This window comes from Micromonospora humida (assembly GCF_016901255.1).
Classification (GTDB): domain Bacteria; phylum Actinomycetota; class Actinomycetes; order Mycobacteriales; family Micromonosporaceae; genus Micromonospora; species Micromonospora wenchangensis.
Genome location: NZ_JAFEUC010000001.1, coordinates 252,690 through 279,394, shown reverse-complemented (window position 1 = coordinate 279,394; position 26,705 = coordinate 252,690). Strand labels below are relative to the sequence as shown.

Below are 26,705 nucleotides of genomic sequence, written 5' to 3'. Positions count from 1 at the left end.
GGTCGTCCCGCTGGCGTCAACGGGCGGCGACCCGGGTCGGCCCGCCGGTGACGGCGGGGTGACGTGTGCTGCGACAGGGTCGGACGGCGACGGCCGGTGCGGGTGTGCCGGCGGTCGGGACCCCCGTCTCGGGCAGGCCGTCAAGGGAGACCCCATGATCAGGACAATGCTCCGGGTCCGCGCGCGTCCCGGCGCCGGACAGCGCGTCCGGTCGGCGTGGCGGACGGCCGCGGCGCAGATCGGCGCACTGCCCGGCAACCTGCGCCGGGAGCTGTTCCTCGACGCCAACGACCCGCACACGTTCGTGCTCGCCACCGAGTGGGCCGACGACGACGCCCTGCGCGACTACGAGAACGGCCCGGTGGCCGCCCGCCTCGCCGCCGCGCTGCGCGACGGGTGCGAACCGGCCGCCGCCGACGACCACCGGGTGATGCGCGACGAGCCGGACGGGGACCCGACGCTCCTGGTGGACGTCGAGGTCACCGTCCCGGCCGACCGGCTCGCCGAGTTCCACCGGGGCCACGCCGAGGTGACCGCCCGGATGGCCGGGGTCCCCGGCTACCTGCGCGAGGAGCTGCTGCGCGAGCCCGACTCGGACGTCCACCACATCTTCGCCGAGTGGCGTTGCGCGGCGGAGTTCCACCGCTGGGTCGCCAATCCGGCCCACGCGCGGGAGGAGGCCGGGCCGATCGCGCCGTTCCTGCTCGACTTCCGCCGCCGACTGTTCCACCCCACGACCCGTCCCGGCGTCGACCGGGCAGCCAGTACCGGTAGGGAGACCGACGTGCACACGACAACGGACGTACTCATCGTCGGGGCGGGGCCGACCGGGCTGACCGCCGCCGTCGAGCTGGCCCGGCGCGGCATCGACTGCCGGGTGGTGGAGAGGTCGGTCGCCCCGCCCGGCCAGGCCGACAAGGCGATCGGCGTGCACTGCCGCACCATGGAGATCTGGGCGGAGCAGGGCATCGTGCGGGAGGCGATGGACGCCGGCAGCTGGCTGACCGGCAACATGGTGTTCGTCAACGGCACGCAGACCCACCGGATGAGCTGGGAACTACCCGGCCTGCCGTACGCGCACCTGGGCCTGCCCCAGTACGAGACCGAGCGCATCCTCACCGAGCGGCTGGCCACCCTCGGCGTCCGACCGCAGCGCGGCGCGGAGCTGACCGGGTTCACCCAGGGCTCGGACGGCGTGCTGGCCACCCTCACCCTCGCCGACGGCAGCATCCGTACCGTCCGGGCGCAGTACCTGATCGGCGCGGACGGCGCGCACAGCCGGGTCCGTGACCTGCTCGGGTTGACGTTCTCCGGTGGGCTGGGCCGGTTCCCGCAACTGTTCATGCTCGCCGACGTCGACGTGAACTGGGACATGCCCGACGGGCACCTGCTGCGGTTCCTGCACGAGACCGACGGGCAGATGGACGGCATGCTGGTCTGCGTCCCGCTGCGTGGGGAGGGCCGGTACCGGATCGCGACCCTCGCGCCGCCCCGGTTCTTCGCCCAGACCGGCGGCCGGGACGCCCCGCCCGGGTTCAGCGAGGAGCTGGCCGAACCGACCCTCGACGACGTGCAGGCGGCGCTCACCCGGTTGGCCCCACCGGGCACCCGGGCGGCGAACCTGCGCTGGTCGTCGGTGTTCCGGATCAGCCACGGCATCGTCGACCGGTACGGCCACGGCCGGGTCTTCGTCGCCGGGGACGCCGCCCACCTGCACCCGCCGGCCGGAGGACAGGGGATGAACACCGGCATCCAGGACGCCTGGAACCTGGCCTGGAAGGTGGCGCTGGCGGTACGCGGGATCGCCGCCCCCGGCCTGCTCGACAGCTACGAGGCCGAACGCCGCCCGGAGGGCGAGGAGATCGTCGGCCGTGCGGTACGGATGGCGTTCACCGACGAACTGGACCGCGCCGACCTGGAGCGGCAGTTCCTCCAGGAGATGTCCATGTTGCTCAGCTACGCCGACAGTCCACTGGTCGGCGAGTGTGTCACCGACCCGGACGGGCTGCGGGCCGGCCCGCGCCCCGGCGACCGCGCCCCCGACCTGGGCGGGTTGCGGCGGCAGGGGGTGGGGCATCCGCTGCGGCTGCGTGACCTGACCGCCGGCCCCCGGCACACCCTGCTGCTCTACGCCGACGCCTCGGCCGACCCGGTGGCGGTGGCCGCCGTGCCGGGACTCTGCGCCGACGTCCGCGCCCTCACCCGGGGTGAGGTCGACGCGTACCTGCTGGTCAGCCCGGACGCCGAGGTGCCGGGGCTGCCCGCACCGCCGGTGGTGGTCGACGCCGGGGGCGAGTTCCGCACCGGGTACGGGGTGACCGGCACCGCCCTGTACCTGATCCGCCCGGACGGGCACGTCGGCTTCCGCAGCCAACCGATCGACGCCGACGCGCTGCGCAAGAACCTGCACCTGGTCTTCGGTGGTGCGCGATGACGCCCGTGCGCACGGTGCTCGCCATGCGTACCCGGGAGGGCTGCGCGGAGCGGTTCGAGGCGGAGTGGCTCTCGGCGGCGGAGCAGATCCGGCAGCTCGACGGGTGCCTGCGCCAGGACCTCGTCCGCGACGCCGACGACCCGCGCAGCTACCTGATCATCAGCGACTGGGCGGACCGGGAACGGTTGGACGCCTTCGGCCGCAGCGAGCACCGCGACCGGCTGCTGCGGGTGGTACGTGACCTGCGGGAATCCGCCGAACGACACACCTACCAGGTGCTGCACAGCATGCCCAGCGCGCCCGAGGAGATGAGATGACCGAGCCGCTGCCCGCCGCACAGCTCTACACCGAGCAGTTCGCCGTCGACCCCTACCCGTCCTTCGCCCGGCTGCGCGCGGACGCGCCGGTCTGCCCGGTCAGCTCACCCCGGTTCGACTCCTACCTGCTGACCCGGTTCGACGACGCGCGTACGGCGCTGACCGACCCCCGGCTGTCCAAGGACCTCTACGGCCCCGGGCAGCACTACCTGCAGATCTTCGGCCCGAACTCCGAGGCGCTGAACCGGAACATGCTCAACTCGGACCCGCCGGAGCACACCCGGCTGCGCCGGCTGGTGTCGCAGGCGTTCGCACCCCGCCGGATCGAGGCGTTGCGCCCCCGGGTACGGCAGATCGTCGACGACCTGATCGACGGGTTCGTCGCCCAGGGCCGGGCCGAGCTGATGCACGACTTCGCCATCCCGCTGCCGATGGTGGTGATCTGCGAACTGCTCGGGGTGCCCCGGGCCGACCAGGACCGGGTGCTGGACTGGACCCAGGTGATCCGTACCTCCGGGTCGTCGCGGCGGCCGCCGGCGCAGGAGCGGGCGGCGGTCGGCGAGGCGCAGGTGAGGCTGCACCACTACCTGGCGGAACTGGTGGCCGCCAAGCGGGTCGCCCCGGACGACGACATGATCAGCGCGTTGATCGACGCCTGCGACCAGGAGGGCAGCCTGTCCGAGGCGGAACTGGTCACCACCACCTTCCTGCTGCTGTTCGCCGGGCACCAGACCACCGCCGACTTCCTGGGCAACGCGACGGTGGCCCTGCTGACCCACCCCGACCAGCTCGACCTGCTGCGCGACACCCCGGAGTTGCTGCCCTCGGCGATCGAGGAGCTGCTGCGCTTCGACGGCCCGCTGCCGGTGGCCAGCCCCCGGGTCGCCACCGAGGACGTCGAGTACGGCGGGGTGCGCATCCCGGCCGGGTCGATCGTCGGCGTGGTGCTCAACGCGGCCAACCACGATCCGACGCACTTCGTCGACCCGGACCGGTTGGACCTGCGCCGGGTCCGGGGCCCGCACCTGGGTTTCGGTCACGGCGTGCACTACTGCCTCGGTGTGTCGCTGGCCCGGATGGAGGCCCAGATCGGCCTGGCGGCGCTGCTGCGCCGGCTGCCCGGGTTGCGCCTGGCCGTGCCGCCCGCCGAGCTGCGCTGGTTGCCGGCGGCGTCCCCGTTCCGGGGCCTGCTGGAGCTGCCGGTGCGGTTCGCACCCTCCGCCCCGCCGGTGTCGCACCCGCCGGCCAGTCGTCCCCGCCCCACCGAGCCGACCCGTACCGCCTGAATCCCGAGGAGTTCCGATGACCTTCCGCAACGTGATCGTCTGTCGCATGGTGCCGGGCAGCGAGCAGACCGTCGCCGACGTGTTCGGGTACTACGACCGGACCACCCGCCCGCAGGACCTGGGCGTGGTCGGGCGGACCCTGCTGTCCTTCCACGGCCTCTACATCCACCTGATCGAGCGCAACGCCGATCCGAGGGTGACCGGGCAGACCCGGGGCCTGCCGGCCTTCCAGCAGATCGCCGAGCAGATCGCCCCGTACGTGACGCCCTACCCGAGGGACTGGAGGAACCCGTCGGACTCGGTGGCGAAGGAGTTCTACTCCTGGACGCCGGCCGAGCCGCCGTCCGCCGCGGGCGAGCCGAGCCGGACGGTCATCGTGGCCCGGATCAAGCCGGGTGCGGAACCCACGGTGGCGCAGATCTTCGCCGAGTCCGACGCCGGCCCGCTGCCCGCCATCATCGGGGTGACCGGGCGGTGGCTGTACTCGATCGACGACGTCTACCTGCACGTGCTGGAGCGCGTCGGGGAGGCGTTCGACGGGGCCGTGCGGCAGGGCCACGACCAGCCGGCGTTCGCCAAGATCATGGACGATCTCAGCCCGTACATCAGCCCGTTCGACCCGGACACCTGGGGCAGCCCGCTGGACGCGGTGGCGACGGAGTTCTACCGGTGGCGGGCGCAGGACTGAGCCGGTTGGCCGGCGGGGGCCCGCGTGGCGCGGGCCCCCGCCGGTGTGTCCGTCAGCCGGTGGGCAGGGTCGCCCAGCCCCGGTTGAAGGTCAAACTGTCGTCGTCCGGCCGGTAGTTACGCTCGATGTTGCCGGCCGCGTCCACCGAGAACCAGTGGACCTTGGTGCCGGCCGGGACGGTCAGCGTCTCGCCCCCCTCCCGGATGCCCGCCGAGGCGTACAGGGTGGATGCGAACGTCGGCCGGGAGCCGTCGAGGGTGTAGAACACCGCCGCCGGCTCGCTGACGTCGAACCGGACGCTGACCGAGCCCTCGGTGGCGCTCGGCGTGACCGCCAGGGTGCTGGTCGGGCGCTTCTTGTCCTTGTCGAAGTCCCGGGCCACCCGCAGCAGCTCGACCAGGCCGTTGCTGAACTCCATGGTCTCCTGGTGCGCCTCCTCCCAGGTGGGCTGGAAGCTGGTGCCCACCTCGAAGTTCCAGGCGTAGATGCCGTACTTGTACCAGAGCATGTCGCCGGAGTTGCCCGCCGCCGAGTACAGCACGTCGGAGATCGGGCCAGTGCGGGCCGGGGTGACGGCCATGTTGCGGTGCCGCTTGATCGCGGTGAGGATGCGCGACGACGCGCCCCAGAAGAACGACTCGTCGGCCAGCGTCGGCCGGGGCGCGGAGATCCGGCCCGGGGTGGCGTACGCGCCCGGCGACCACATGAAGTAGTTGCCCGAGGAGTGCAGGTTCATCGAGAACTTCATGTTGGGCCGCTGCGCCAGCCAGTCGACGTTGCGGTTCTCCGGCTCGGACAGCTCACCCGGCCCCGCGTAGGTGTCACTGGTGCAGCTCGCCGACGCCCCCGAGTAGCCGTCGAAGAGGCTGTACTCGGTGTAGTTGCGGTTGTTGTCCACCCCCCACGAGTTGCGGGCCAGCGCGTCGGTGGCACCGCCCGGGGCACAGTGGTTGGTCATGTTGCGCCGCTGCGAGGCGTAGTCGTAGAACGAGTAGTGCCCGCCGTCCGGGTTGATCGACGGGACGATCCAGATGTCCAGGGTGCGCAGCAGCTGCTTGGTGTTCTCGTCGGTGGCGTGGTTACGCAGCAGCCGCTCGGCGGTCTCGATGGTCACCAGCGGGGGGACCCACTCGCGGGCGTGCTCCTGGGCGTAGGCGAGCACCCCGGTGCGGGAGCCGTCGCGGTACTTGCCGATCCGGATCGCGTACACCGGGTGCGGGTCGCGGGAGACCCCGGCCGGTGCCTTGAGGTTGTCCGTCAGCGGCGTCGACGCGACCGGCGCGACCACGCCCGCCCCGGCGTCACCCCGATAGGTGTACGCCCTGACCAGCGCACCCGCCTCGGCGGTCAGCGCCGCGGCGACCTGGGCGGCGGTGCTGGTCACCGCGCCGGCGGCGTCGGTGCCCAGGCTGACCCGGATGGCCTTGCCGGTCACCGTGACCGAAAGCGGCCGGTCGGCCGCGCCCGGGTCGGCCAGTTCGACGGTGATGTCGTTGCCGCCCTCGTGCCCCCAGGCGAGCGAGTCGACCGCGACCCGGGTGGCGTTGGTCCCACCGAGCACCACCTGCGCCTTCCGCCGGTACCCGTTGGTCTGGTACGGCAGCTTCACCACCTCGGCGAGCTGCGGGTAGGCGTCGGCCAGCCGCTTGATCCGGTCGTACAGCTCGGTCGGGGTGAGGTAGCTGGTGACGAAGTCCTTCTGGTAGCCGGGGCCCTCCGGGCTGTCGGCCGGGATCGGCAGCCACTCCTTGACCTCGGCGACCGCCACGTCACCGGTGGGGCTGGTGATCTGGATGCGCTGCGGGCGGGCGGTGACGGCGGCGGCCCCCCGGTGGTAGAGGTAGACCCCGGCGTCGACGAACCGGGTGATGTTCTGGGTGCCGCCGGAGCCGATCTCGGTGCCGGGGCCGCTGTCCCGGGCCACGGTCAACGTGCTGGTGGAGGTCTGCCCCTGGGCCCACTTCGCCTCGACCGAGAGCACCTGGTTGGTGCCAGAGGTGTAGTAGTCGGCCCGGATGATCTTCACATCGGAGGTGGCGGCGCTGCGCTCCAGGGTCGCCGTGTACGCCCGGTTCTCGGCCCGGTGGGCGGCGATCGTCGCCTCGCGTTCGCTGACCCGCTGCGCGGAGTCGGCGGCGTCGTGCAGCACGGCACCGACCCGGTAGCCCATCCGCTTCAGCGCGGCGACCTCGGTCGGGGTGACCACGGCGTGCACCACGATGCCCGCCTCGGTGGGCGTGACGTGGTGGTCGAGGTCGACGCCGGTGGCGACGAGCGCGTCGAGCTGGGCCGTGCCGTCGACCGTCACCTCCACCACGTCGGCCTGCTCGTCGGCGGAGCGTTCGAGCACGGCCGGGGCGTCGGCCTCCCGGTCGGCCGGGGCTGCGGTGCCGGCGGTCGCCGGGCCGGCGAGCAGCAGCAACGCCACGCCGGCGGCCGTCGCGGCGGGTAACCGCCGCCAGCGGCGGGGGAGTGCGGAACGGGACATCGCGGGCCACCTTTCCTGGGGGTGCGAGACGGCCGACGGCGCGCGGCAGCGCCCGCCGTCGGGCGGGGTGCGAAACGGGGAGGTCGGACGCCGACAGTCGGGCGACGGTGGGCGGCCGGACCGCGACGTCGACCCGCCGACGACGGGGGACACGTGGTGTCTCCCGGACGCGCGGGGCGACGGACCGGCGCCGAACCGGTCTGCGGGACGGGCGTGGGGGGCGTACCTGGTTACGGTCGGTCGTGGGGGCATTGCCGATCGGTGCGCCCATCCTGGCCGTACCCGCTCGGATCTGTCAATGATCTGTCCGGACGGACACGGGCTGTCACAGCGGGTGTCCTCTCCCGACGGTCGACGTGGTGACCCCGCGACCGCTCAGGACGCCGACCGGTAGTGGCCGGTGAGCCGGCCCAGCTTCATCGCCAGGTGCAGGCACAACCGCTCGTTGCCGTCCTTGAGGTCGGTGTCGGCGAGCTGCTCGACCCGTTGCAGCCGGTAGTAGAGGGTGGTCCGGTGCAGCCGCAGCTTCTCGGCGGTGGCGTGGGCGTTGCCGGCCAGGTCGAGGTACGCCTCCAGGGTCTCCAGCAGCACCTGGTGGGCGTCGTCGCGCAGCAGCCGCTCCAGCCCGGGGTGCACCCCGGCGACGTCGAGGTCCCGGCCGTCGAGCTGCGACAACACCCGGTAGATGCCCAGCCCGGCCCAGGAGACCACCGGACCCAGCGCCGGCAGTTGCACCCCCACCCGGGCCGCCTGCACCGCCTCCCGGTAGGACTGCACCGCGTCGACCAGCCCGGGACGGGGCTGACCGATCCCGGTCACCGTCCGCTCCACCGAGGACAACCCCCGGGTCGCCTGCCGCAGCACGTCGTCGAGGTGCCCGGCGGCGGCCTGCGGGGTGGGCCGGCCGGCGATCCGACCCCCGCAGATCAGCAGCACCCCGTGGTCGGGCCAGACCATGTGCAGCGACTCCCGGACGCCGAGCCACCGGCGGGTCGCCACCAGCGCCTGCTCCAGGGCGATCCGGGCCACCTCGTCGGGGTGCCGCCCGTCGGCGGGGGCGAGCTGGGCGACCACCGCCGTGGTCGTGCCGTCACCGGCGACCGTGCCCTCCTCCAGCAGCGCCCGGACGGCGTGCGCACGGGCCTGCGGGCTCTCGACCAGCAGCGTCCGGGTGGCCTCGGACTCCCGCTGCGAGGCCAGCTCACCGAGCAGGTTCTCCCGGTAGAGGGCCAGCGACAGGTCGGTGAACGCACCGGTCGCGGTGGCGATGTCGGCGTCGGTCATCGACCCGTCGTCGTCGATGAACCAGACGAAGCCGAGCAGCAGGTCGTCGTGCCAGATCGGCACGCAGACCCGGGGGAGCAGGTCGAGATCGACGTCGGCCGGGGTACGGACCGGCTCACGGGCGGTGAGCACACCCATCCGGCGGAACCAGGCGATCACCTCCGGGGTGGTCTGCCGGCGCAGGATCGACATCCGGCGTACCTCGTCCATCGGACCGTCGTGTTCGCTGTAGACGACCACCCGCTGCCGACGGTCCTCGATGAGGGCGGGACGCCCCACCCGCGCGGCGACGGCGTCGACTATGCGCTGAAGCTCACCATGCATGGATCTCCCCTGGTTGGCTGCGCGGCAGGGGGTGCGACAGCCGGTGCCCTACCCTGTGCGGCCGGTGGGCCTGTGCGCAAGGTCCACCGGGGATCTACCGACAAAAGGACGGCCCCCACGGCGACTGTTCCGGCAATTGTCCGAAGCACCGTGGTGATCGACGATCGTAAGGTTCCGGTGCGGTGGGCAGCGGGCCGCCGGCGCGCAGGAGGGAACGCCCGAGTGACAGCTGGTAGGCCCTGGCGGGGGGTGCTGGTCGCCGTCACCACGCCGTTCCGCGACGACCTCGGCGTCGACTTCGACCGGCTCCAGGAGCACGTGCGCTGGCTGGCCGAGGCGGGCTGCCACGGGGTGACGCCGTGCGCGTCGGTGGGGGAGTACCGGGCGCTGTCCGACGACGAGCGGGCCGACGTGGTGCGGGCCACCGTGCAGGCCGCCCCGCCGGGGTGCGCGGTGCTGCCCGGGGTCGGCGGGTACGGCAGCCGGCAGTCCCGCCGCTGGGCGGAGCAGGCCGCCGCCGCCGGGGCGCACGGGGTGCTCGCCCCACCCCCGGACGGCTATCCCGCAGGCGACGCCGACGTGGTCGCCCACTACCGCGAGGTCACCGCCGTCGGCCTGCCGGTGGTGGCGCACAACGACCCGTACGAGACCCGGGTGGACCTCACCCCGGAGCTGCTGGCCCGGGTCGCCGAGACCGACGGGATCGTCGCGGTCGAGGAGTTCTCCGGCGACGTACGGCGGGTGCACCGCATCCGGGACCTCTGCCCGCACGTGGACGTGCTGGCCGGCGCGGACGACGTGCTGCTGGAACTGGTGCTGTGCGGGGCCCGGGGCTGGGTGTCCGGCCTGTCCAACGCGTTGCCCCGGCCGGCCCTGCGCCTGTACGACCTGTGCGCCGCCGGTGACCTGGCCCGCGCGTTGCCGCTCTACGCCGAGCTGCACCCGGCCTTCGGCTGGGGCTCCCGGCCGGAGGCGGTGCAGGCGATCAAACTGGCGATGGACGCCGCCGGGCGGTTCGGTGGCCGGTGCCGCCCGCCGCGCGGTCCGCTGCCGCCCCCGGCCGCCGCCCGGCTGCACCGGGACCTGGTCCGGGCCCTGTCGGTCACCGTCGATCCGGTCACCGACGGTCGTCCCCGCTGAACCCGGCGGCCTGGACGTGACCCGCCGCCGGTCCTTCAGGTGTCGGAAGCCGCCGGGCCACCTGCCGACATCTGCACGGTGACCGGCCCCGGCCCGTCCTCCTAGATTCGCTGCGCGGCCCGGTGTGCGGGCGTCCCGGCAGCCACCCCACGGGACCCCGGTCGCCGGCGGCCGCGTCCCTCCCGACGAGAGGTGAACCCGTGCACCGTGCTCCCCGTAACACCCCCCGACTGCGGCGTCGCGTGCTGGCCGCGGTCCTGGCCGGCACGCTCGTGGCGACCGCCGCGACGCAGGCCGCCGCGGCCCCGGCCAACCCGGCCGGCGGCACCGCTCCGTTCCAGGTCCTCGACCCGCAGGCCTGGCAGAACCCCGACACCATGACCTGGGACGACTACCGGGCGGTGCCCGGCAAGAACTGGGCCGACCCGAGCGTGCGGGGCTCCCTGCGCAACTTCAAGATCGCCCTGGTCGCGCTCGACTATCCGGACCAGACGTTCGCGGTGTCCCAACGGGCCCGCTCGACGGTCTTCGGCAACCCCCAGTCGGTCGCGGCCAACATCCCCCGCGCCGACGTGCCGAAGTTCTACCAGGACTTCCTCAACACCCCGAACACCCTGAACAAGGGGCACACCCTGCACGAGTACTGGATGCAGGACTCCAACGGGCGCTACGGCGTGGACCTGGCCGGGTTCGGGCCGTACCAGATGCCGGCGAAGTCCTACCAGTACGGGCTGGACAACAGCTTCAACCCGGGTGCCTGCCCCAGCGGGGAGACCTGCAACAAGAACATCCGCACCGACGGGCTGGGTGCCTGGCGGGCGGCCGTCGGTGACGCGATCGCCAACCAGTACGAGCTGGTCTTCATCCTCAGCGCCGGGCAGGACGAGTCGTCCACCTGGCAGGAGTTCGGGCAGATGATCTTCCAGAACAAGGAGGACGTGCCGGACTCCTGGGGCCCGCCGGACCCGAACCTGCCGAACTGGGCCAAGACCCGCTACGTCGAGTGGACGTCGTGGAAGGCGGCGGCGACGCTGTGGCCCAACGCCGGTGGCGGCTCCTCCACCCAGGGGGAGAGTTCCGGCATGGGGGTGTACGCCCACGAGCTGACCCACCTGCTCGGCATCGGCGACAACTACAACAATCCGTACGGCGAGCCGTTACGCCGGGCGTACACCGGCATCTGGAGCATGATGTCGCGCGGGTCGTTCAACGGACCCGGCGGCCCGCACACCCGCTGGCAGATCCCGCCGACCAACGGCGGCTCGATGGGCTCGCTGCACACGGTGCGGGACAAGCTCAAGATCGGCCTGCTCGGTGAGGAACACGTGCTGCGGCTGTCCCGGGAGGCGCTGGCCTCGTCCGGGATGGTCACCGCCCAGGTGACCGCCCGCGCGGTCGACGCCGGCCCGAAGGGGCTGACCGGGGTGAACATCGCCCTGAACAAGGACCTCTCGCCGGCCTGCACGGTGGCCACGAACCCGCTGTGCGACGGCGGGAGCTTCAACAACTACACCATCGAGGTCGTCGACCGGATGGGGGCGGACTCGTTCACCCCGGACCGGGGCGTGCTGCTGAGCAAGACCAAGAACGCCGACAGCGCGCCGTTCCAGTGGGTGGTGGACGCCAACCCGCAGGACATCGACATGATCGACTTCTACCGGCCGGACGGCACCCCGCAGAAGATCACCATGGGTGACTACCGGCAGCTCTCCGACGCGCTGTTCCACGCCGGGGCGGACACCGGCAGCCAGTACGAGTACGTCGACGAGGCCAACCGGCTGCACTTCTACATCATCGACCTCAAGCGGGACGCGGCCGGCTCGCTGTCGTACACGGTGGCGGTGCGGTCGCTGGACGGCACCGGGGGCCCGAGCACCCACGGCGTGTCCCTCGGCAAGGGCGAGGTGACCAGCACCGGCAAGCCCACCAACCGGGGCGTGACCTGCTCGTTCGAGCTGACCAACAGCGGCACCTACTCCGCCGGCGGCCAGCAGCACCCGGAGGACGCGACCGCGTACCTGAAGTCGGACGTCTACCGGCTCTCGGCTGAGGTGGCCGGTAAGGGCTGGCGGACCTGGCTGCCCAACCCGCTGGCCACCGCCCAGTTCGGCAAGTCCACCACCGTCCGGGTGTCGGTGGGGGCCACCGCCGCCGCGGCGGACACCGGCTTCGTCAAGCTCACCGCGACCTCGGAGAGCGACCCGTCCAAGACGGTGACCAAGCAGTGCCGGGTGGAGAAGTCCTGACCGGATTCGACCGACGCCGTGGGTCCGTGGTGGCGCAGGCCGCCACGGACCCACGGCACGGGTGGGAGGAGACCATGTGCGGCTGACCACGAGCGCCCGCCACGGCGTCGGCGCGCTGGCGATCCTGCTGCTGGCCGGGGCCGCCGGCTGCGGTGGCTCCGACGCCGGACCGGAGGCGGTCACCCCGACCACCGTCCGGGTCCTGGTGCGCGACATCAACATCCGGGCCGAGGGCGTGGACTGCGCCGGCACCGGACCGTACCTCTACTTCCACCATCGGGCGCCGTTCCGGGTGCTCGACCCCGACGGGGCGGCCCTGGTGACCGGGACGCTGCCGGCGGGCACGGCGGTGGCCGCGTTCGCCGAGGACCTGGAGGTGGAACGGGTGCCGACGTACTGCGAGTTCGCGGTGCCGGTGCGGGTGCCGCAGCGCGCCGGGTACCGGCTGGAGGTGGCCGGCCGGCCGGCGCTCGACCTGACCCCGGACACCAGTGAGGGCCCGGCGCTGGTCGCGGTGGTGCCGGCATGAGACGGCTGCTCGCCCCGCTGCTGGCGGTGCTGGTGCTGGCCGGCTGCACCGCCCGACCGGCCGACCCGCCCGCCCCGGCGGCGCTCGCCGGTGGTGCCGCGACGTTGCCCGGACCGGTCCCCGCCGACCTCGCGCTGCGCCCGCCGCCCGGCGGCGCACCGGCCGCCCCGGCGTTCACCGGCGGGTTGACCGACGGCACCCCGCTCACCGCCGCCCGGCTCTGGGCCGACCGCCCGGTGGTGTTCACCTTCTTCAGTTCCTGGTGCACCACCTGTGCCGACCGGCAGGACGCGCTGAGCGAGCTGGCCCGCCGGTACCGCGACCGGGTGGTCTTCGTCGGGGTGGCCGGCGTCGACCAGGCCGACGAGTTGCAGGACTACCTGCGGACGCACCGGGTGGAGTACCCCGTCGTGGTGGACGACCAGCAGACCGTCTGGCGGTCGTACGCGGTGCGCGAGCCACCGGCCGTGGTGCTGGTCGCCAAGGGCGGCGCGTTGCTGCGCGGCTGGCCGGGCGGGCTGGACGCGGCGGCGCTGGAGCAGCGGCTCGGGGAGCTGGTGCTGGCCGGTCCCGGGTAGCGGGCCGGGCGCACCGCACGGCGGACCGACGCTCCGGTCGATGGTGGAGCGGTCGGTGGCGACGCGACGGGCGTGGTGTCGATTCGATTCCGGTCGGCCCCGCGCCCCCGCGTCGCGTCCGCCTGTCCGCGTCCCGGCCGTCGTCGGTGTTCGTGCTGGTGAGGGACGGGGGATCGACCGGGGAGCCGATGGTGGGCGACCGTTCGGGCATCGGTTCCGACCATCAGGAACTTTTGTTCGCGCGAACAAAAGTTTCTCCGTCGGAGGTCTATCTTTAGCCGTCGGCCACCGTTAGTGTCCGGTTCACAGACGTAACACGGTTGACATCCCCCCTTGACCGAGCAGTCATCCACCGGGCCACGCGTATTCGGCGGCGCAGGTCCTTCGAACTCTCCCAGCAGGACTCGCACGTCTCAGTGGCCCGTCAGGGCCACCCTCGAAAGGTGGAACTTGTGAACGAGGATCAGCGCCGCATGGCCTCCGACCCCCAGTACCGCACCCAGGTCACCCGCCGTAAGCTGCTGGCCGCGTCGGCCGGCGCCGCCGCCGTGCTCGGCGCGGCCGGCCTGCCGGTGCTCCAGACCAAGGGCCCGGCCCGCGCGGACGGCAAGTGGCAGGTCGACCCGCTCATCCCGGCGCAGAACCGGGGCATCATCCTCTACAGCGTCCGGGACCGGATCTCCGCCGCCCCGGACGACAGCGGCGTGCCCTACGGCTTCGAGCGGGTGCTCGCCAGCCTGGCCGAGATGGGCTACAAGGAGATCGAGTTCGCCGGCTACAACCAGCACACCTCGATCCTGGGCCGGCAGATCACCCCGACCGAGATCCGTAAGATTCTCGACGACAACGGGCTGGTCGCCAACGGCACCCACACGTCGATCAACGCGGCCACCTTCCAGCAGCAGCTGGACATCGCCGAGGAACTCGGCATGAAGAACATCGGCACCGGCAGCGACCCGACCAACAGCGCCTACCAGTCCGACTGGGACGCCGCCGCCGACCTGTGGAACGAGCTGGGCCGGCAGGCCAAGGAGCGCAAGATGCGCCTCTACACCCACAACCACGACGTGGCCTACTCGTTCCTGCTCGACAGCGGCCCGCTGGACGCCAACGGCAAGCCGACCCGCTCCTCCGGCGTGCGCCGGCTGGAGTACTTCTTCGCCAAGACCGACCCGAAGTACGTCTACTTCGAGTGCGACATCTACTGGGCGTACGTGGCCCGGTTCAAGCACACCAAGTACACCAACTCGGCCGGCCAGCAGAAGACCTCGCTGTTCGACCCGATCCTGAACGTGGCCCGGCGCACCAAGCGGTTCCCGCTGTTCCACGCCAAGGACGGCAACCGCAACTCCGCCCTGGCCAACGGCTACGAGATGATCCCGCTCGGTGAGGGCGACATCAACTTCCAGCAGTTCTTCCAGACCATCGGCGAGTCCGACTTCCACCACGCCAACTGGGAGATGGACACCGCCCCCGGCGGTGCCGCCAACCCGGGCCAGTCGCTGGACTTCGCCCGGCTCAGCTACGCCAACATGGCCGACCTGACCATCTACCACCAGAGCTGACCCGCCCGGCGGCCGGCAGCCGGCCGCCGCCAGCGCACCGACCGGCGGTCGCACCACCGCCGGCGGCACCGACGGTGGCGGTCGCGTCCCCCGACGCGACCGCCACCGCCCGGGCCCGCCCCGAGGAGTCCGGGCCGCCCGGCGGCCCCGGACACCACCGGGCGTGCCGCCCCGGCGGGCCCGCACCCCCTGATCACCTCTTCCGACCCGTGACCCCGGGCCGCGCTGCCGCGCGCCCCCGGCACGGGCCCCGGCCGTACGCAGCTCCCCGGTCGGCGAACCGCACGGGGTCGGGACGACGTCGTCCCGTCCCCACCGGAGAGCGAGACGCGGCACCGCACCACCCGGGTGGCCCCGGCACCCGCCCGGAGCAGGCAGCACATCGTCCCCCACCGGAGGAACCAGATGGCAAGATCGGTACACCGATGGCTCGCCGCGATCGCAGGGGTCGGGATCGTCGTCCCGCTCGCCGCGACCGCTCCCGCGTTGGCCCAGCCGGCCCAGGACCCGACAAGCGTCCTGGTGTTCACCAAGACCGACGGTGAGCGTCACCCGTCGATCGACAAGGGCGTCAACGCGATCCGCACCCTGGGCAAGGGCAACGGCTTCACCGTCGACGTCACCCAGAACTCGACCGCCTTCTCCGACGACAACCTGGCCAGCTACGGCGCGGTCGTCTTCCTCAACACCACGGGCGACGTGCTCAACAGCGGCCAGGAGGCGGCCTTCGAGCGCTACATCCGCAACGGCGGCGGCTACCTCGGCGTCCACGCCGCGGTCGAGGCCGAGCCGTCGTGGACGTTCTACCGCGACATCGTCGGCACCACCGCCGCCGGCACGGCGTCGAGCGGGGCGGCCAGCATCGACGTGGCCGACCGGGCGCACCCGGCGAGCAAGCCGCTCGCCCGGCAGCTCACCCTCGACGACCAGTGGTACAACTTCACCACCAACGTCCGGGGCACCGCGCACGTGCTGGCCACGGTGGACGAGAAGAGCTTCACCGGCGGCACCATGGGCTACGACCACCCGATCTCCTGGTGCAAGGACTTCCAGGGCGGCCGGTCGTTCTACACCGGACTCGGTGACACCGCCGACACGTACGCCAACTCCGCGTTCCGCAAGCACCTGCTCGGCGCGATCCAGTGGTCGGCCGGCATGGTCCAGGGCGACTGCGGCGCCACCGTCAAGGCCAACTACGAGAAGGTCATCCTCAACGACGAGCCGGGCGAGCCGATGACCCTGTCGGTGCTGCCCGACGGTCGGGTGCTGCACAACACCCGGGCCGGGGAGATCCGTCTCTACGACCCGAAGACCGGCGCGAGCCCGGTCATCACCACCATCCCGGTGTACCAGCACGACGAGGACGGCCTCCAGTCGGTCACCGTCGGCCCGGACTTCGCCACCGACAAGTGGGTGTACGTCTACTACGCGCCCAAGCTCGACACCCCGACCACCGACGCGCCGGTGACCAGCACCGACCCGAACGCGTGGGACGCCTACAAGGGGCACAACCAGCTCTCCCGGTTCAAGTGGGTGGAGGAGCCGACACCGCACCTCGACCTGGCCAGCGAGCAGAAGATCATGAAGGTCGACACCGACCGGGGTGTCTGCTGCCACGTCGCCGGTGAGATCAAGTTCGACGGCAAGGGGCTGCTCTACCTGGTCACCGGCGACGACACCAACGCCGGTGGCTCGGACGGCTTCACCCCGATCAACGAGTCGCCGACCCAGGGGCCGGGCTACGACGCCCAGCGTTCCGCCGGCAACACCAACGACCTGCGGGGCAAGGTGCTGCGGATCAAGGTGAAGGCCGACGGGTCGTACAGCATCCCGGCCGGCAACCTGTTCCCCGAGGCCGAGGACCGCGACGACAAGACCCGCCCGGAGATCTTCCTGATGGGTCTGCGTAACCCGTTCCGCTTCGACGTGGACTCCCGGGGCTTCGTCTACATCGGTGACTACTCGCCGGACTCGCAGGTGCCGAACGCGGCCCGGGGGCCGGAGGGCACCGGCCGGTGGATCGCCGCCAACAAGGCAGGCAACTACGGCTGGCCGTACTGCTACTCGCCGACCCTGCCGTACATCGACTACGACTTCGTCACCAAGCAGTCCAAGGGCGCGTTCAACTGCGCCGCACCGGTGAACGACTCGCCGCGCAACACCGGCCGTCGGGTCCTCCCGCCGGTGCAGGACCCGCAGCTCAACTACACCTTCCGGGCGACCACCACCTGCGCCGAGGCGTACCTGAGCACCCCGCCCGGCACCTGTGAGTTCCAGTGGCCGGTGCTCGGCACCGGTGGCGTCGGCCCGATGGGCGGCCCGGTCTACAAGTACGACGCCGCGCTGGACTCCGCGACCAAGTTCCCGGAGTACTACCACGACGCGGTGGTCTTCGGGGAGTTCACCCGGGACAAGATCTTCATGATGCGCACCAACGGCAGCGGCAAGCTGGTCGGGGTGGAGCAGTTCCTGCCGGGCTTCGTCTTCGACAACCCGATGGACATGGAGTTCGGCCCGGACGGCAACCTCTACCTGCTGGAGTACGGCGACGGCTTCTTCCGGGCCAACCCGGACGCCGCGCTGTCGGTGATCCGCTACGCCAAGGGCACCCGGGCGCCGGTGGCCGAGCTGAAGGCCACCCCGACCTCGGGTGCGGCGCCGCTGACCGTGCAGTTCTCCGCCGAGGGCTCCTACGACGCGGACCCGGGTGAGACCATCACCTACGCCTGGGACTTCGACGGCAACGGCACCACCGACTCGACCGACCGGGACGCGTCGCACACCTACACCACCGTCGGGGTGTTCACCGCCAAGCTGACGGTCACCGACACCAGCGGCAAGACGGCGGTGCTCACCCGCGAGATCACCGTCGGCAACACCGCGCCCACCGTGAAGGTCACCTCGCCGCTGTCGGGCACCTTCTTCAACTGGGGTGACACCGTGCCGTGGACGGTCACCGTGACCGACCCCGAGGACGGCCCGATCGACTGCAGCCGGGTCACGGTCTCCTTCGTGCTCGGCCACGACACCCACGGCCACGGCATGAGCGACGCCAACGGCTGCTCGGGCTCGTTCGAGACCCCGGCCGACGGCGCCGACCACGCCGGTGGCTACCTGTACGGCGCGATCAGCGCCACCTACACCGACAAGGGCGCCAACGGCCAGCCGGCGCTGTCCTCGCTCGACCAGATCGTCCTGCAGACCTTCCGGCAGCAGGCCGAGTTCGCCCAGGTCCAGCAGGGCGTCACCCTGGCCAACACCACCGACGCCGGTGGCGGGCAGCACGTGGCCGGCATCGACAACGGTGACCACATCGCGCTCGACCCGATCAACCTGGGCGGGATCGACAAGATCACCTTCCGGTACGCCGGTGGCTCCACGGCCACCGCCGGAACCCCGCGCGGCATCGTCGAGCTGCGGCTCGACTCGCCGACCGGCGCGCTGGTGACCAGCGCGACGCTCAACGCGACCACCGGCACCAGCGCCTGGGCCAGCCAGACCTTCCCGGTCAGCCAGGCAGCCGGTACCCACGCGCTCTACCTGGTCTTCAAGCCCGTCTCCGGCGGACCCACGACCAGCCTGTTCAACCTCAACTGGGTGGAGTTCGGCGGCCCGACCTCCTGACGTCACCCTCCGGTCGCCGGGAGGACGGAGACTCCGTCCTCCCGGCGGCGTATCGGCACCGGGCGGTCACCGGCGGTCGACCGGTCGGCACCACGGGTGTCCGACCTGGCTCGACACCCGCGGTGGCCGGTCAGGTCTGACTGACCGGCCAGTGGCCGACCGGACGTCGATGATCTAGCGTCCCGTGCGCCGGGGGCCGCGCCACCGCCCCGGTGGTCAGCGAAAACGAGGGGGGACAGTGCCGTTCCGTAACGATGCCGTCGACCGGGGAGAACAGCTACGCCCCGACCGTACGGAGCCGAGCCTGACCCGCCCGCCCGCCTGGCGTCCCCTGCGGGTGGCGATGATCGGCCAGAAGGGCGTGCCGGCCACCTACGGGGGGATCGAACGGCACGTCGAGGAGATGGCCAGCCGGCTGGCCGGACTCGGCCACGAGGTGACCGTCTACTGCCGGGACAGCTACGGCGCGGTGGAGGCGACCCGGCACCGGGGCATCCGGCTGCGGCGGGCCCGGACCGTGCCCAGCAAGCACCTCGACGCCATCGTGCACTCGGCCACCTCGACGCTGGCGGCGCTGACCGAGCGCCCCGACATCGTGCACTACCACGGTCTCGGTCCGGTGCTGACCGCGCCGCTGGCCCGCTACGCCTCCCGCGCCCGGGTGGTGCTCACCGTGCACGGGCTGGACAACCAGCGCGACAAGTGGGGCCGGGCGGCGCGGGCGGTGCTCGGTACCGCGTACCGGCTCAGCGGTCACCTGCCCGACGCCCGGGTGACCGTGTCCCGGGGTCTCGCCGAGCACTACACCAGCCGGTTCGGCCGGCCCGCCCGCTACATCCCCAACGGCGTGGCCGCCCCCACCCACCGGCCGCCGGGCGAGCTGTCCCGCTTCGGCCTGCGCCCCGGCGGATACCTGCTGCTGGTCGGCCGGCTCGTGCCCGAGAAGGCCGCCGACCTGCTGGTGCGGGCGTTCCGACGACTCCCCACCGACCTGCGGCTGGCCATCGTCGGCGGCTCCGCGTTCACCGACGGCTACGTCGCCCGGCTCCGCGAGGCCGCCGGTGACGATCCGCGCATCGTGTTCACCGACTTCGTCTACGGCGACGTGCTCGCCGAGCTGTACTCGCACGCCGCCGCCTTCGTCCAGCCGTCCCGCCTGGAGGGGTTGCCGCTGACCCTGCTGGAGGCCGCCTCGTACGGGCTGCCGGTGGTGGCCAGCGACATCGAACCCCACCGCGAGGTGCTCGACCGCGACGCGCCGGGGCAGCGGCTGTTCCGCGACGGTGACGTCGACGACCTGCTGCGGGCGCTGGGCACGGTGACCGCCGACCTGCCGGCCGAACGGGCCGGCGCGGCGCTGCTGCGCGACCGGGTGCTCGCCGAGTACAGCTGGGACGCCGCCACCCGTGAGCTGGAAAAACTCTACTTCTCGCTGGCTCTGCGCGCCCCCCGCCCGGGGGAACCGGACGTTGGGTCGCCCACGGTCGGCGTAACGGCCCATGTCCCCCGACCTCGGCGACCGTTAGATTAGGCCGTTCTCCCGGCCGTCGGCGGCGACCGGCAACAGTTCCCAGGAAACGAGTGGTCGGCGAGCGGTGGACGGACAGCGACACGGCACGGAGGGTGACCTCGCCCTGCCCGGAGGCGGGCGACGACGGTGGTCCACCGGTGATCCGACCGCCCGCCTGCTGACCGTCGGCGCGGCGCTGCTGTGCGCCGTGGTGGCGCTCGGCGTCGGCCTGACCGCGTCCGGTGGCGGCCGGGTCGGCGCGGTGCTGCCCCTGGTGGTCCTCGCCGGACTGGCCGTCGGGGTGCTCGCGCTCACCCGCTTCGCGGCGTACGTGCTGCTGATGCTGGCGGTCCGCTCCTGCGTCGACCTGTTCAAGCTCAGCGGCCCGACGGCCGGCCGGGCCGACGGTGCCGGGGCGACCCGGGCGATGGACCCGTCCACGATCCTCGCGGTGCTGTTCCTGCTCGCCGCCGGCCTCTGGCTCGCCGCCCAGCTCCGCCAGCGGGGCCGGCTGCGCGGCTCGCCGCTCGGCGTGGCGATGCTGCTGGTCGGGGCCACCTGCCTGGTCAGTGCGGCAGGTGCCGCCCAGCCGGTGCCCAGTGCCCTGGAGGCGCTGCGGATCGGCACCGTGGTGGTGATGTTCGTGGTCCTGGAGCAGCTCATGCCGGACCTGCCGGCGGTGCGGCGGGTGCTGCTCGCCGCGTACGTCTCGCTGGCGCTGGCGGTCGGCTACACCGTCGTGCTGTCCCTGCTCGGCCACCCGCCGGCCGAGGTCAAGGGGGACTTCACCCGGATCAGCGGACCGTTCAGCCAGTCCACCACGTTCGGCCGGTACCTGATGTTCATGGTGATCTTCGGGTTCGGGATCCACCGTTACCTGAGCCGCCGACTGCGCCTCGGCCTCGGCGTGCTGCTCGCCGCGTCGCTGCTGTTCCTGCTGCTCACCAACACCCGCAGCGCCATCCTCGGGGCGGGGCTGGGCCTGCTGGTGGTCGCGGTGCTGCACCGCAGCCGGCGGCTGCTGGTGGCGCTCTGCCTGGTCGCGGTGGCCGGGGTGGCGCTGCTGCCGAGCGTGGCGCACCGCTTCGGGCAGCTCGCCGACAGCAGCGCCGTCGGTGGCGGCCCGACCGGCAACACCCTCGCCTGGCGGGTCGGCTACTGGTCGGAGATCGTGTCGCTGGCCAACCGCAACCCGGTCACCGGCATCGGCCCCAACATGACCAAGTTCGAGGCCGACGAGGCGAAGAAGCCGCACAACGACTTCCTGCGCGCGTACGTGGAGACCGGGCTGGCCGGGCTGCTGGCGTATCTGGCGATGATGGTGCTGTGCCTGCACACCGGGCTCAACGCGCTGCGCCGCGCCCCACCGGGCAGCCTCGGCCGGGGCATCGCGATCGGGTTCCTGGGCTGTGCGGTCGCCTTCGTCGCGGTCAGCGCCGCATCCAACGTGATCTCGAACGTGGTCACCCTGTGGTATTTCGCGGCGTTCGCCGCGGCAGCCGGCGCGGTCGCCCGGGGACTACCGGCCGAGCCGTCCCGGGCGGCGACGCCCCGACCGGCGACGACCGGCCGGACCAACCGATGAAGGATCAAGCAGTGGGGAGCAGCAGGGTGGAGATCGTCGACTATCTGCGGGTCGCGCGGCGTCGACTCTGGCTGCTGGTGGGCATTCCGCTGGTGGCCGGGGCGGCGGCCGCGTCGATCGTCCTGCTCGGCCCGCAGCAGTACGCGGCCACCTCGTACGTCGCCGCGCCCGCGCTGGTCGGCGGCAGCGCCGCCCAGCAGTACACCGGCACCCAGGCGGCCAACCAGTTCGCGGCGGCCTTCGCCGCGGCGGTGACCTCCCCGCAGGTGGTCGACCAGGTGGCCGCCGACACCGGGGTCTCCGCCGACGCGCTGCGCGACGGCCTGGCGGTCAAGCAGGTCGGGGCGAGCAGCCAGCTCACCGTCACCTACACCGCCACCGACCGGTCCACCGTCGCGTCGGTGCTCGCCGCGACCGGCAAGCGGGCCCTGGCCTTTCTGTTCGCCAGCCAGGTCGGCATCGCCACCGACGAGGTGAAGACGGCCACCGACGAGCTGACCACCGCCACCCGGGCGATCAACGACTGGGAGAAGGCCAACAAGGTCAGCCAGCCCGACAAGCTCTACCAGTCGACCCTGCAGGAGATCGCCAGCCTGCGGCAGCAGCAGTTGCAGATGCAGGCGGTCGGCAACACCCGGGGCGCCAACGCCGCCGCCGAGTCGATCAGCGCCGGACAGAAGCGGCTCGACGGGCTCGGCCCGAAGCTGCCCGACTACCAGGCGCTGATCGCCCAACGCGACAGTGCCACCAGTGCGTTGGCCTCGGCCCGGCAGGGACTGCAACAGGCCCGCGCCCAGTCGCAGGCCGCCGACCCGGAGAAGGTGACGAGCGTCGGCGAGGTGCAGCCGGTGTCCCGGGTCAAGGCGCTCGTCGCCCTGGTGCTGCCGGTGTCCGGCGCCGGCCTGCTGCTGGCCGTGCTGCTGGTGGCGGTGCTGGAGTGGCTGCCGCGCAGCCGCCGGGCCGGTCGGCAGCCGGCGGTCGGCCGGGCCGCCCCGGCGCTGACCGGCGGGCGGCGCGGCGGCGACGACACGGTGGTACTGCCGGTCGTCACCTCGACCGTGCCCGAGCAGCACCGACGCCGGTAGGTGGCGGTGGCGCACGCGTCCGCGCAGGGCGACAAGCACGTCCGGGGAATGGCCCGCGGCGGCGGGCTCAACCTGCTCGGCGCCCTGCTCAGCCAGGCGGCGGTCTTCCTGATCATGCTGCTGCTGGCCCGGGTGCTGGGCATCCGGGAGGTCGGCCGGTACGCCCAGTGCTACGCGGTGCTGTCGCTGGCCGGGCTGCTGTCGCTGTCCGGGTTTCGGGCCGGCCTCACCCGGTTCGTGGCGGTGCACCTGGCCGACGACGACGCCCCGGCGCTGCGCGGCACCGTCCGGTTGGGGCTGGCCGTCTCGGCCGGCTCGTCGGTCCTCCTCGCCGGGGCGCTGGCCTGGGGCGCACCCTGGCTCGCCGACCGGCTGCACGACCCGGGGCTGGTCACCGGGCTGAGGCTGGTCGCGTTGACCCTGCCCGCCTCGACGGTCTGCGAGGCGGCGCTGGCGGCGACCCGGGGCTGGCGGACGCAGCGGCCGTACACCTTCATCGGCCAGCTCTACGAGCCGGGGACCCGGCTGCTGCTCACCGCGCTCGCCCTGCTCACCGGGGCCGGGCTGACCGGGGCGTTCTGGGCGCTGGTGGTGGCCGGCTGGTCGGCCGCCCTGCTCGCCCTGCTGGCGCTGGCCCGGCTGGTCCGCCGGGTTGCGCCGGCCCGCCCGGTGCACCGGCCGGGGGAGCTGTTCCGCTTCTCCACGGTCAGCTGGGTGTCGTCGCTGTCGTCGACCGGGCTGATCTGGGTCGACACCCTGCTGCTGGGCTTCTTCGCCAACCCGGACATCGGCGTCTACAACGTCGCCACCCGGCTGGTCACCGTCGCCATCTTCGTGCTCGCCCCGGTCAACGCGGCGTTCGGCCCGTACCTGGCGCACCTCTACCACCGGGGGGACCTCGACGACGTCCGCCGGGTCTACGCGGTGGCCACCGGCTGGGTGGTGCGGCTGTCGCTGCCGGCGTTCGTGGCGCTGCTGGTGGTCCCCGGCGACCTGCTGCGCGTCTTCGGCGGCGAGGTGGCCACCGGCGCGGCGGTGACCGTGGTCCTCGCTCTCGGCCAGCTCGTCAACGCGGCGACCGGCCCGTGCGGCACGGTGCTGAACATGTCCGGCCGGGTGGCGCTCAACATGGCCGACAACCTGGTCGCCCTGGTGCTCAACGTGCTGCTCAACCTGTGGCTCATCCCCGCGTACGGGATCGTCGGCGCGGCGGCGGCGTGGAGCGCCTCGCTGATCGTGGTCAACATCGCCCGGGTGGTGCAGGTCCGCCACCTGACCGGCGCGCTGCCGTTCACCGTCGGGATGGCCAAGGGGCTGGCCGCCGGAGCCGCCGCGCTGGCCGCCGGGCTGCTGGTGCGCTGGCTGGTGCCGGGCTGGCCGTGGCGACCGGTCGCCGGGCTGGCCACGATCGTGGCGGTCTACCTGGGGACGGTGCTGGCGCTGGGGCTCAGCCGGGAGGATCTGATGGTGCTGCGTACCCTGGCCCGCCGACGCCGCCGCGGCGACCCGTCCGACGCCACCGGGGACGCCCCGGGCGTCGTCCCGTCCGACGACGGGCCGCCCCCCTCCGGGGTGGGCGGGGGTGGCCGGGACACCTCCGGCCGGGTGGTGTCGCGGTGAGCGCGGGACCGCGCCGGGCCACCGTGGACCGGCTCCGTCGGGTGGTACGCGGCACCCGCGCCTGGTCACGGGCGGCGCTGCCCGGCCGGGTCGGCGCACTGCCCGACTTCCTGATCATCGGCGGTCAGCGGTGCGGCACCACCTCGCTGCACCACTACCTCGCCGCGCACCCCGACGTGCGGGCCGCCACCGGCAAGGAACTCCAGTTCTTCAGCCTGCACTTCGGGCGGGGAACCCGCTGGTACCGGGCGCACTTCCCGCCGGCCGCCCCGGGCCGGCGCAGCTTCGAGGCGAGCCCCTACTACCTGTTCCACCCAGGGGTGCCGGCCCGGGTGGCGGCGACGCTGCCCGAGGCCCGGTTCGTGGCGCTGCTGCGCGACCCGGTCGAGCGGGCCTACTCGCACTACCTGCACACCCGCTCGTACGGGCTGGAGCCGTTGGGCTTCGCCGAGGCGCTGGCCGCCGAACCGGGGCGGCTGGCCGGGGCGCTGGTCGACGGGCCGGACACCCCGGCGGCACACCACGCGCTGCGCAACTTCTCCTACGCCGCCCGGGGCCGCTACGCCGAACAGCTCGACCGCTGGTACGCCCACCTGCCCGCCGACCGGCTGCACGTGATCCGCAGCGAGGACCTGTACGCCGACCCGGCCGGCACCTACGCGGGCGTGCTGCGTTTCCTCGGCCTGGCCCCGTTCACCCCGGCGGAGTTCGCCAGGCACACCCGCCGGGCCGACACCGGCCCGTCCGAACTTACCGATGCGTTGCGGGCCGAACTGGCCGCCGAGTTCGCCCCGCACAACGCCCGCCTCGCCGACCTGCTCAACTGGCCCCGCACCTGGTGACCGCGCGGACCCCGCCTCGCCAGCAGTCCGCAGCGGCGTGCCGGGGGTGGCCCGCTTTGCAGGATCAGGATCGAGTCGACGTCCGGTTACCCGGGTCAGCCGGTGACGGTTCGCTGGCTGGAGAGCCGGTGGGCAAGGCCGATGGCTGTCTGCTCCTGTCGCCAGGTGCCCCAGATCCGGTGGTGGGCGGCCACCTCGGCGCGTACGTCGGCTGAGGCGTCATCGCGCGCCTTGGTGCAGTAGGCGACGTTGACCAGTCGGGACTCGTCGCCGATCCGGCGGGCTTCTGCCAAGCCGAGCAGGGCGATCCCGGTGACAGCGAGTGCTCTGATCTGATCGGTGGACAGTGCCGCAGCACTGGCAGGTGGGCCGGCGGTGTGGATGGCGACGGCCAGTTCGCCGTGGGACAGCGCAGCCACCAGGGCTGCCTCATCGATGGCTGAGACGGACGGATCAGAGGGAACGGTAGGCTGGACAGGCATCGTCGTCCTTTCGCAGAGGGTCGATGCAGCTGGCCTCGGCGGGCCGCAATCCCGTCGAGGCCTTCTTCTTTTACTCCCGTAACCGTCAGGCAGGGGAGGAACAGCAGTTCGAGGTGCCACCCACGGTATGCAAGGGCACTTGCGTCGGTCAAGGCCCCTAGCGATGGGTTAGGCTTCGTGTCGTGTCGCCCGAACGAAGCGGCGAGCGGGAGAGGCCTGTGAAGATCAGCCATTCCGGAGTAGCGCAGATCCGCGACCCAGGGGCGAGGGCACGCAAAGCCGGCGAGCTTATCGACGAGCACCAGGCGGCGGTCAACGAGTTGTCCAGGTTGCGCCGCGCGGCGCTGGACGAGATGGTGTCACAGGGCATGACCCATACCCAGATCGCCGAAGTCGTCGGTATGACCCGCGCTCGGGTGGGCCAACTCCTGTCCTCGGGACCGCGCCCGGAGCGGACGATGCTCGGCACCGGAGAGTTGACCATTGCCGTAGGCGGCAAGTTCGAGGCTGGCAAGAAGGATCCGTACGCTGTGGTCTCAGCCGAGATGCTCGCCGCGTACGAGAAGCTGTCCGCTCTTGCCCGGGGTCTTGGTCTGACGTCCGAGTACGAGGTGGTCCCTCCGCCTGGCATGGTCGACCTCAACCGGGCCAACCTCATCGTGATAGGCAGCCCTCGGATACTGCCGCTCGTCGGTCAGGTGGTCGCCGCCGACACCATGTTCGGATTCTGCGCGGACGACGACGGTCATTACCTGGTGAATCACCGGACCGGTGAGGCGTTTCGCTCGCCGTCCGACTCCGGTGAACCAGTCGATTACGGCTACCTCGGTCGACTTCCCCGGCCTGACGGGCGCGGCACGTTCCTGTATCTCGCCGGCATCCACGCGATGGGCACTCTCGGTGTCGCCCACTACCTGCACGACCACCTCGACGAGTTGTACCGAGAGGTGAAGAACCGGCGCTTCTCCCTCTTGGTTGCCTGCACCTACGAGCCGCGAAAGCGGACGATCGAGAAGGTCGAGGCCCTGACGCCGATCCACCGGGTGGAAGGGGCACCGTGATGCGCGTCTGCGCCGCC

The 26,705-nt window shown here is 72.4% G+C and carries 19 protein-coding genes; 16 read left to right on the top strand and 3 right to left on the bottom strand.

The window, feature by feature from the left end; all coding sequences use genetic code 11:
- The first annotated feature begins 154 nt into the window (after positions 1-154).
- Genes JQX11_RS01295 through JQX11_RS01280 form a run of 4 tightly spaced genes read left to right on the top strand, consistent with a single transcriptional unit; the run spans position 155 to position 4,725 of the window.
- The gene (locus JQX11_RS01295; protein ID WP_204923068.1) at positions 155-2,434 is read left to right on the top strand and encodes an FAD-dependent oxidoreductase; all 2,280 of its coding nucleotides are present in this window, start codon (positions 155-157) and stop codon (positions 2,432-2,434) included.
- Complete coding sequence (locus JQX11_RS01290) at positions 2,431-2,751, top strand: putative quinol monooxygenase (RefSeq protein WP_204923067.1); 321 nt, start codon at positions 2,431-2,433, stop codon at positions 2,749-2,751. The genes JQX11_RS01295 and JQX11_RS01290 overlap by 4 nt, the downstream gene beginning before the upstream one ends.
- Positions 2,748-4,037 (top strand): cytochrome P450 family protein, encoded by a 1,290-nt coding sequence (locus tag JQX11_RS01285; protein WP_204923066.1) that lies wholly within the window; start codon positions 2,748-2,750, stop codon positions 4,035-4,037. Before JQX11_RS01290 ends, JQX11_RS01285 begins: the two co-directional genes overlap by 4 nt.
- A gap of 16 nt (positions 4,038-4,053) precedes the next feature.
- Complete coding sequence (locus JQX11_RS01280; RefSeq protein ID WP_204923065.1) at positions 4,054-4,725, top strand: TcmI family type II polyketide cyclase; 672 nt, start codon at positions 4,054-4,056, stop codon at positions 4,723-4,725.
- Positions 4,726-4,777: 52 nt separating this feature from the next.
- On the opposite strand, the gene JQX11_RS01275 is transcribed toward JQX11_RS01280, so the two are convergent.
- Together JQX11_RS01275 and JQX11_RS01270 are read right to left on the bottom strand one after the other, a co-directional pair.
- Positions 4,778-7,213 (bottom strand): M14 family metallopeptidase, encoded by a 2,436-nt coding sequence (locus JQX11_RS01275; RefSeq protein WP_204923064.1) that lies wholly within the window; start codon positions 7,211-7,213, stop codon positions 4,778-4,780.
- A 375-nt stretch (positions 7,214-7,588) separates the two neighbouring features.
- A complete protein-coding gene (locus JQX11_RS01270) occupies positions 7,589-8,821 on the bottom strand; it encodes a PucR family transcriptional regulator (RefSeq protein WP_204923063.1) in 1,233 nt (410 codons plus the stop codon).
- Between the two features lie 222 nt (positions 8,822-9,043).
- On the opposite strand from JQX11_RS01270, the gene JQX11_RS01265 reads away from it, so the two are divergent.
- The 11 genes from JQX11_RS01265 to JQX11_RS01215 all read left to right on the top strand — a co-directional run bounded on the left by JQX11_RS01265 (position 9,044) and on the right by JQX11_RS01215 (position 25,145).
- Positions 9,044-9,961: a dihydrodipicolinate synthase family protein gene (locus JQX11_RS01265; protein WP_307826007.1), complete on the top strand. Its 918-nt coding sequence runs from the start codon at positions 9,044-9,046 to the stop codon at positions 9,959-9,961.
- Positions 9,962-10,161: 200 nt separating this feature from the next.
- Positions 10,162-12,207, top strand: a complete 2,046-nt coding sequence (locus tag JQX11_RS01260) for a M6 family metalloprotease domain-containing protein (RefSeq protein WP_307826006.1) — start codon at positions 10,162-10,164, stop codon at positions 12,205-12,207.
- 76 nt (positions 12,208-12,283) lie between these two features.
- Positions 12,284-12,736 (top strand): hypothetical protein, encoded by a 453-nt coding sequence (locus JQX11_RS01255; RefSeq protein WP_204923061.1) that lies wholly within the window; start codon positions 12,284-12,286, stop codon positions 12,734-12,736.
- Positions 12,733-13,314 carry a TlpA family protein disulfide reductase gene (locus JQX11_RS01250; RefSeq protein ID WP_204923060.1) on the top strand — a complete coding sequence of 194 codons (582 nt, stop codon included), beginning with the start codon at positions 12,733-12,735 and terminating at the stop codon, positions 13,312-13,314. The genes JQX11_RS01255 and JQX11_RS01250 overlap by 4 nt, the downstream gene beginning before the upstream one ends.
- Before the next feature lie 473 nt (positions 13,315-13,787).
- A complete protein-coding gene (locus tag JQX11_RS01245) occupies positions 13,788-14,879 on the top strand; it encodes a sugar phosphate isomerase/epimerase family protein (RefSeq protein ID WP_204923059.1) in 1,092 nt (363 codons plus the stop codon).
- Between the two features lie 405 nt (positions 14,880-15,284).
- Positions 15,285-18,503, top strand: coding sequence for a ThuA domain-containing protein (locus tag JQX11_RS01240; RefSeq protein ID WP_204923058.1), 3,219 nt, complete (start codon positions 15,285-15,287; stop codon positions 18,501-18,503).
- A gap of 238 nt (positions 18,504-18,741) precedes the next feature.
- Positions 18,742-20,034, top strand: a complete 1,293-nt coding sequence (locus JQX11_RS01235) for a glycosyltransferase family 4 protein (RefSeq protein WP_204923057.1) — start codon at positions 18,742-18,744, stop codon at positions 20,032-20,034.
- 64 nt (positions 20,035-20,098) lie between these two features.
- On the top strand, positions 20,099-21,598 hold the full coding sequence (locus JQX11_RS33275) for an O-antigen ligase family protein (protein ID WP_204923056.1): 1,500 nt from the start codon (positions 20,099-20,101) through the stop codon (positions 21,596-21,598).
- A gap of 11 nt (positions 21,599-21,609) precedes the next feature.
- Positions 21,610-22,683 carry a Wzz/FepE/Etk N-terminal domain-containing protein gene (locus tag JQX11_RS01225; protein WP_204923055.1) on the top strand — a complete coding sequence of 358 codons (1,074 nt, stop codon included), beginning with the start codon at positions 21,610-21,612 and terminating at the stop codon, positions 22,681-22,683.
- A 6-nt stretch (positions 22,684-22,689) separates the two neighbouring features.
- Entirely contained in the window at positions 22,690-24,303 is a 1,614-nt protein-coding gene (locus tag JQX11_RS01220; RefSeq protein ID WP_204923054.1) for an oligosaccharide flippase family protein, read from the top strand.
- Positions 24,300-25,145, top strand: a complete 846-nt coding sequence (locus JQX11_RS01215) for a sulfotransferase family protein (RefSeq protein ID WP_204923053.1) — start codon at positions 24,300-24,302, stop codon at positions 25,143-25,145. Before JQX11_RS01220 ends, JQX11_RS01215 begins: the two co-directional genes overlap by 4 nt.
- Before the next feature lie 95 nt (positions 25,146-25,240).
- Here JQX11_RS01215 and JQX11_RS01210 read toward each other — a convergent pair whose 3' ends face one another.
- On the bottom strand, positions 25,241-25,564 hold the full coding sequence (locus tag JQX11_RS01210; protein WP_204923052.1) for a hypothetical protein: 324 nt from the start codon (positions 25,562-25,564) through the stop codon (positions 25,241-25,243).
- A 245-nt stretch (positions 25,565-25,809) separates the two neighbouring features.
- Between JQX11_RS01210 and JQX11_RS01205 the strand changes: the two genes are divergently transcribed.
- Positions 25,810-26,688 (top strand): sigma-70 family RNA polymerase sigma factor, encoded by an 879-nt coding sequence (locus tag JQX11_RS01205; protein WP_307826005.1) that lies wholly within the window; start codon positions 25,810-25,812, stop codon positions 26,686-26,688.
- Positions 26,689-26,705: the final 17 nt, after the last annotated feature.